Below are 5,357 nucleotides of genomic sequence, written 5' to 3' on the forward strand. Positions count from 1 at the left end.
CCTGACCCACAACCCGGTCAAGATCAGCGCCCTGGCCGCCTCACAAAAGCCCGGACCGGAGCCTGCCCACAACCAGCGCAGGAAACGGCGAGCAGTCCCGGCAGGCTCACGCATCGCCAGCGCTTTCCAGGTCGAAGTAGCTAGCCGGCGGCGAGCGAGGTGGTTGGATATCCGCAGACTCCCGAAGAGGCAGCAGAGCCAGGCCGCCGAGGTGTCGTCGTGGCGGTCACCGGCCGGCGCCGCCGCTGCCGGGGAACCTCGCTCCACCGACTCGGTCGGGAGACCCGGTGACCCCGGCGGTGCTGATAAAGGCCAGCACGGCTGGTTTCGCGCCGTCGAGGGCCTCGACGCTGTTGTGTTCGGCCCCGGGCAGCACGACCAGGGTGCTGTTCTCCGGGGCCTGGGCGTGCAGTCGGTAGGCATCCGACAGCGGAACGGTGGTGTCCCGCTGCCCGTGAACCAGCAGAACCGGCGCGTGCACGCGTCCGACCGTGTAGATCGGGGCGAACTCGGTGAACCGGTGCCCGACGGTGTGTTCGACGTAGCGCAGGACCAGGGCAGCCAGCGGGCCGGGCAGCCGGCGGCGGAGCCTGCGGCCCATGAACTCCTTCGGTCCGCCATCGAGGCCAGCGACACCACAGCGGCAATCGCTGGGTCGTCGGTCGCGACGAACAGGCAGGCGCCGGCGCCCACCGAGTGCCCGACGAGCACGACGCGGGCCGGGTCGACCTGTGGCTGGGTGCGCAGCCAGGCCAGCGCCGCGCGGACGTCCTCGGCGAACGCAGGCATCGAGGTGACGTCGGTGTCGTCGCTGCGGCTGTGGCCGAAAGTGTCCAGCAACAGCACGTGCAACCCGGCGTCCAGCAGCGGCTCGGACACCGGCAGCATGTCGGTGGCACTGCCACCCCAGCCGTGCACCACCAGCGCCGCCGCCCCGGGAGGCCGGGCCTCGCCCGGTCGCCCGGTCGGCGCCTCGCGCAGCCAGCCGCGCAGCATCGCACCGTGGTTTGCCGTGATCGCGACGTCAATCGCTTCTGCGGGCACACCTCCAGCGGCAGCTGGACGGCGCGGAGGGCGACCAATTCGGTGCTCGGCGCCTCGGTTGACCACCCCCAGCCCGGCCCCCAGGGCACCGACGGCACCCACCGCGAGCAGCACACGCCTGCGGGTCACCGGCTCCCATTTGCTCCTACCGCCGGACCGGGGCCTCATTCACCCGGACAGTCCTCGGACCTCTCGAGTCTGCCATCGCTGTACATCCAGTAGGCACCTGCCGAGGTGAGGGTGCTCTGTCGGCGGCCACGAGAGACTGCCCGGAGACGGGCACGAAGCTGCCCGTTGGCGGTCATGAAATGTGCCCGCTGATGGTCATGGGATCTGCCCGACACGACGTCGTCTGCCTGGCCGCGTTTCGCGGTTGAGGCCCCTTCCTCGGGTGCGCTTGGGGGTGCTGAAGCACCCGTCACCCGAGGAAGGGACACCGTGAAGTCTGCCGAGGAGATCACGAACATTCTGGATGCCTACGACCTGACCCGGTCGTTTCGCGATGCCGGCGAGTTGGCTGGCTGCTCGCACCACACCGTGAAGCACTACGCGGAGAAGAGGGATGCTGCTGGCCGGCTCGACCGAACCGCTGCGCGACCGCAGCTGATCGACCGCCGGCCGGTGCGCTCGAGAGGACCCCGAAGCCCAAGAACGCGGCCGAGGCAAAGTTCCTCGCCCTCGGCGATGGTGCCCGGTTGTAGCTGGTCGAGGCTACGGCCGCGGGGTCCACGAAGATGCGGGTCAAGATGAGCCAGGCGCTGGCTTTGGTGAAGCTGTTCGGCTTCGGTTCCTGGCGGCGCTCCGAGATGGTTGTCGGCGTCGACGTCGCGGCGGGTGGTGGTGCGGGGCAACCCGATACAGCAAGGGCAACAGGGCCCAACCGCTGGCGGATCAGGAGACGCGGCGGTGCTGCCGGTCACTGACGGTGAGGTCGAGCTGGACTGGCAGTGCTGGGTTGTCTAGGGCTTGGCGGGCGTGGCTGGCAGCCTGGGTCTCGATCCGGCGGCGAAGGGAAGCCAGGTCTGCGCCCTGCTCGAGGGTCGCGATGATCACCAGTCGTGGGCTGGCGGCATGACCGATCAGCCGGGTGCGAGCCTCTCGTATGCCCGGGTAGGTCTCGATTTCCTCCGTGACGGCGTGTGTCAGGGCGCCACTGGCGATGGTGGTACGCCCCGCGGAGCGGTCCCCGGCCAGGGTGATGTCCCCGATCCGGTCGGTGGTGAACAGCAGCGCGATGAGCCACCACAGTGCGAGCAGTGCGATGAGCGCCGCCGCCGCGGCGATGACCACCCACAGCCAGCCCCCGTGTTCGCCGAAGTAGGCCCTGACTCGGTCGGATAGCAGCGTTGCCTTCGCTGTGTCCTGGCCGAACGCGCCGAAGCCCGCCAGCGCACCGATGGTCCCGACCGCAAGGAGGACCAGCGCGAACAGCGTGAGCATGATGCGGTTGGTCCGGTCGGCGTGCATCAGCCTCTCCCGGGCTTGACGCGCACCTCGAGGTCAGGGGCAGGGGTCAGCTCGAGCTCGTTGAGCCGGGACTGCGCTCTCTGTAGGGCCTGGTCACGCAGGGCTTCAGCGGGGTGGATCTTGAGTCCGGAGGTCCGCGCCGAGACCCGCACGGCGCGCCGGCGGACCTTCACCTGGGGGCGCTCGATGCCCTCCACCTCACCGACTGCGGTGCGAACGAATGCGGCCACCCCGCGTCGGGTGTACGCGGCGTCGGTGAGGTCCGAGGCCACCCGCAGCCGGCTGGGGCGCTGGGGCTTGAGCTCCAGCGCGAGTAGGAGCAGGCCGACAAGGATGAGGAGAGCGCAGCTCGTTCGAACGGTGCCGTCCTGCCAGGCGTGCCGCCCGGCCCAGTCATATCCGGCGCGCCAGTCCACGATCGCTGGCGTTCCGCTGACCCGGAAGGCGATCACCTCTACAACCACCAGCAGCCCGCCGAGCAGGAGGCCCAGGCTGAGCAAGGCACCAAGCACGCGGTTGACTTGCTTCACGGCCAGTCCTTCGCTTCAGTGCACGCGCGGTGGCGCGGCGAGTTGAGTGACGAGGTCGCTGACCTTGATGGTGACCTCGGCCACCGGCAGACCGGTCAGGTCGCCCACCCGATCGCGAACATGTTGACGCACGGCGGACGTCACGGCTGGGATCGACGCTGGCCATCGCACGCTGAGGGTCACCCCGATGAACGCCACCCCGTGCTGCAGCCGCGCTGTGGTCTTCGGCAGATCGGTCAGGCTGGTTTCCCGGACGCCGAGCATCTTGGTCCCGGGCATCGTTCGCCCCAGGACCCGAGGGGCAGCGGCGCCGGCGTCCGCGATCTCGACAGCGGCGCGCGCGGCAATCTTCGCCGCCACCGTGTCCTGGATGGTGATCATCCCGAGGTCAGTCGGTCCGACCGAGTCAACCGCGCCCGGCGCGCCAGCAGTGGACTCTGGGGGCAAGCCGCTGGGGGTGGTCATCGACCGCTACGCCCACCGGAGAGGTAGCGACTGAGATCGAGGTCACCGTCGAGGACCTTCGCCACAACGAAACCGATCAGGCCAAACAGGGCCACAATGAGCATCTGACCGAAACTCCCGAAGGCCAGCGCCAGGCCAAGGATCAGCCCGGTCATCGTGCCGATCGTTGTGCGGTTCATGCGGTCTCACCTTCTTCCAGAGTTGCTCCAGCGACCCGGCTCTTTGACTTCAGCGCACCCGTAGCCGTCGATTGCGCTCACGCATCGCGCGGCGGACGCCCCCAACCAAGCGTCTCGGCCACGCCCTGGTCGAAACAGCCACCACCCGTGCGGGCGCTTCGAGATCTTGCGTGTCCTTCCACCGTTGCAGACCCGCAACGAAATGAGCAGAGTCTCCTCCGACATCCGGATGATGGGTTCGGATGAACTGCCGCCGCGCGGCCCGTTCGCGTTCTTGTCGCTCGTCCATTCGCCCCAACCCCCTCCGGTCGCCTCCCTCTCCACGCCTGGCCGGCTCCCGGCACGGCTCCTAGGCTCCTCCAGGGTTGAAGTCACCTGGACTCAGGCCCGGTGGGTCAGCAATGTCGCTGATCGTGACGTCGATCTTCCGCCCAGCCACCAGCGGGGCCAGCGCAGCACGGATTTCGGTGGACATCTCGTGAACCGAGGCGCCCCAGCGACCCCGAACCTGGATCGCTACCCGCTCCTCCCCGACACTGATCCCTTGGATCCTCCGCCCGGGCAGATACGTCGCGGCGCTGCCTAACAGCCCAGCGTCAAGATCATCCACGGAGCGGCAGCCTCGAACGGCCGCCGCCACGGCGTCAACATCGACGCCGTCCACCACCGCCCGCGAGGGCGCCGGGGTCGTCATGACACGCGGGACTGGGCTTCCTGCTCATCTTGGGGGAGGTACACGTCGTCGATGTTGACGTTGACCTCGACGACCTCCAGGCCGGTCATCCGTTCCACCGCCTGTTTGACGTTGCGCTGGATACTCCTACCCAAGTCGCCGATGCCCACGCCGTACTCGACCACGATGTCCAAGTCGATCGCGGCCTGCGTCTCACCAACCTCAACGCCAACACCCTGGGCGATGTTCGGTCCGGAACTTCCCGGGATCCGCTCCCGGACCGCGCCGAACGCGCGGGACCCGCTGGTACCCATCGCATGCACGCCGCTGATCTCACGGCATGCCACCCCGGCGATCTTTTGCACCACGCTCTGCGCGACGCTGATCTTCCCCGCGTCATCGTGCAGTGTGGTCCGCGGTGCCGGGCTGACCTTTCCACCAGGCGCAGGCGGACTGCTGCTCGCCATTGCCGTGCTTGGTTCCGTCATCGCACACGCTCCCTTGCTCCTAGACGCAGGTTCTGGGATTCGAGTCGTCCCCCATCGCTGACACTACTTGCAGACATGCCAGGTGGCACCTGTCTGATTCACGGTCGTGCTGCCCCCATGAGTGGCGAACCCGTGAGCAGTCGCACATCAGCCCGCGGTTCAGGTCGTCCCTGCTACCCGCCTGGCGTGTGCTCATGATCTTCGGAAGTCCTGCCTGACTCGACTCTTCCGGCTGACGTCCTTCGGGGCTGCCTTTCTATTGATCTGTCGGCCTGGCCTGGTCGCTCACCCGACTCCGACCGGACGGGGCCTGTGACCTAACCTGGACGTGGTCCGTGGGCTGCCTGGGACCAGTTCCCCAGCTTCCACGCCTCCGTGGTCGGCGCCACCCGTGCCGCACTCGGTGAGCCCTGTCGAGTGAGCTGCCGGTTCAGCCACGTCTACCCCGACGGGCCGGCGCCCTACTACACGGTGCTCGCACCGGTCACCCGCGGCGCCGAGGAGGAGCGCT

At 68.4% G+C, this 5,357-nt stretch carries 7 protein-coding genes and 2 pseudogenes; 1 reads left to right on the forward strand and 8 read right to left on the reverse strand.

All coding sequences use genetic code 11. The features are described from left to right. Window positions 1–226: 226 nt before the first annotated feature. The 8 genes and pseudogenes from VIM19_09150 to VIM19_09185 all read right to left on the reverse strand — a co-directional run bounded on the left by VIM19_09150 (window position 227) and on the right by VIM19_09185 (window position 4,846). Complete coding sequence (locus VIM19_09150) at window positions 227–601, reverse strand: alpha/beta hydrolase (GenBank protein ID HEY5185047.1); 375 nt, start codon at window positions 599–601, stop codon at window positions 227–229. Further along, window positions 574–1,212 (reverse strand): annotated as a pseudogene (locus VIM19_09155) (alpha/beta fold hydrolase). Before VIM19_09155 ends, VIM19_09150 begins: the two are co-directional and overlap by 28 nt. A 723-nt stretch (window positions 1,213–1,935) precedes the next feature. After that, window positions 1,936–2,511, reverse strand: a complete 576-nt coding sequence (gene amaP / locus VIM19_09160) for an alkaline shock response membrane anchor protein AmaP (protein ID HEY5185048.1) — start codon at window positions 2,509–2,511, stop codon at window positions 1,936–1,938. Beyond that, the gene (locus VIM19_09165; GenBank protein HEY5185049.1) at window positions 2,511–3,041 is read right to left on the reverse strand and encodes a DUF6286 domain-containing protein; all 531 of its coding nucleotides are present in this window, start codon (window positions 3,039–3,041) and stop codon (window positions 2,511–2,513) included. Before VIM19_09165 ends, amaP begins: the two co-directional genes overlap by 1 nt. A gap of 15 nt (window positions 3,042–3,056) precedes the next feature. Further along, window positions 3,057–3,422 carry an Asp23/Gls24 family envelope stress response protein gene (locus VIM19_09170; GenBank protein HEY5185050.1) on the reverse strand — a complete coding sequence of 122 codons (366 nt, stop codon included), beginning with the start codon at window positions 3,420–3,422 and terminating at the stop codon, window positions 3,057–3,059. 80 nt (window positions 3,423–3,502) lie between these two features. After that, on the reverse strand, window positions 3,503–3,685 hold the full coding sequence (locus VIM19_09175; protein HEY5185051.1) for a DUF2273 domain-containing protein: 183 nt from the start codon (window positions 3,683–3,685) through the stop codon (window positions 3,503–3,505). A gap of 349 nt (window positions 3,686–4,034) precedes the next feature. Beyond that, a complete protein-coding gene (locus tag VIM19_09180) occupies window positions 4,035–4,160 on the reverse strand; it encodes a hypothetical protein (GenBank protein ID HEY5185052.1) in 126 nt (41 codons plus the stop codon). Window positions 4,161–4,375: 215 nt separating this feature from the next. Further along, window positions 4,376–4,846 (reverse strand): Asp23/Gls24 family envelope stress response protein, encoded by a 471-nt coding sequence (locus VIM19_09185; protein ID HEY5185053.1) that lies wholly within the window; start codon window positions 4,844–4,846, stop codon window positions 4,376–4,378. Window positions 4,847–5,191: 345 nt separating this feature from the next. Here VIM19_09185 and VIM19_09190 point away from each other — a divergent pair. After that, window positions 5,192–5,357, forward strand: a pseudogene (locus VIM19_09190) (FAD-binding oxidoreductase).

The sequence above is a fragment of the Actinomycetes bacterium genome (genome assembly GCA_036510875.1).
Taxonomy (GTDB): domain Bacteria; phylum Actinomycetota; class Actinomycetes; order Prado026; family Prado026; genus DATCDE01.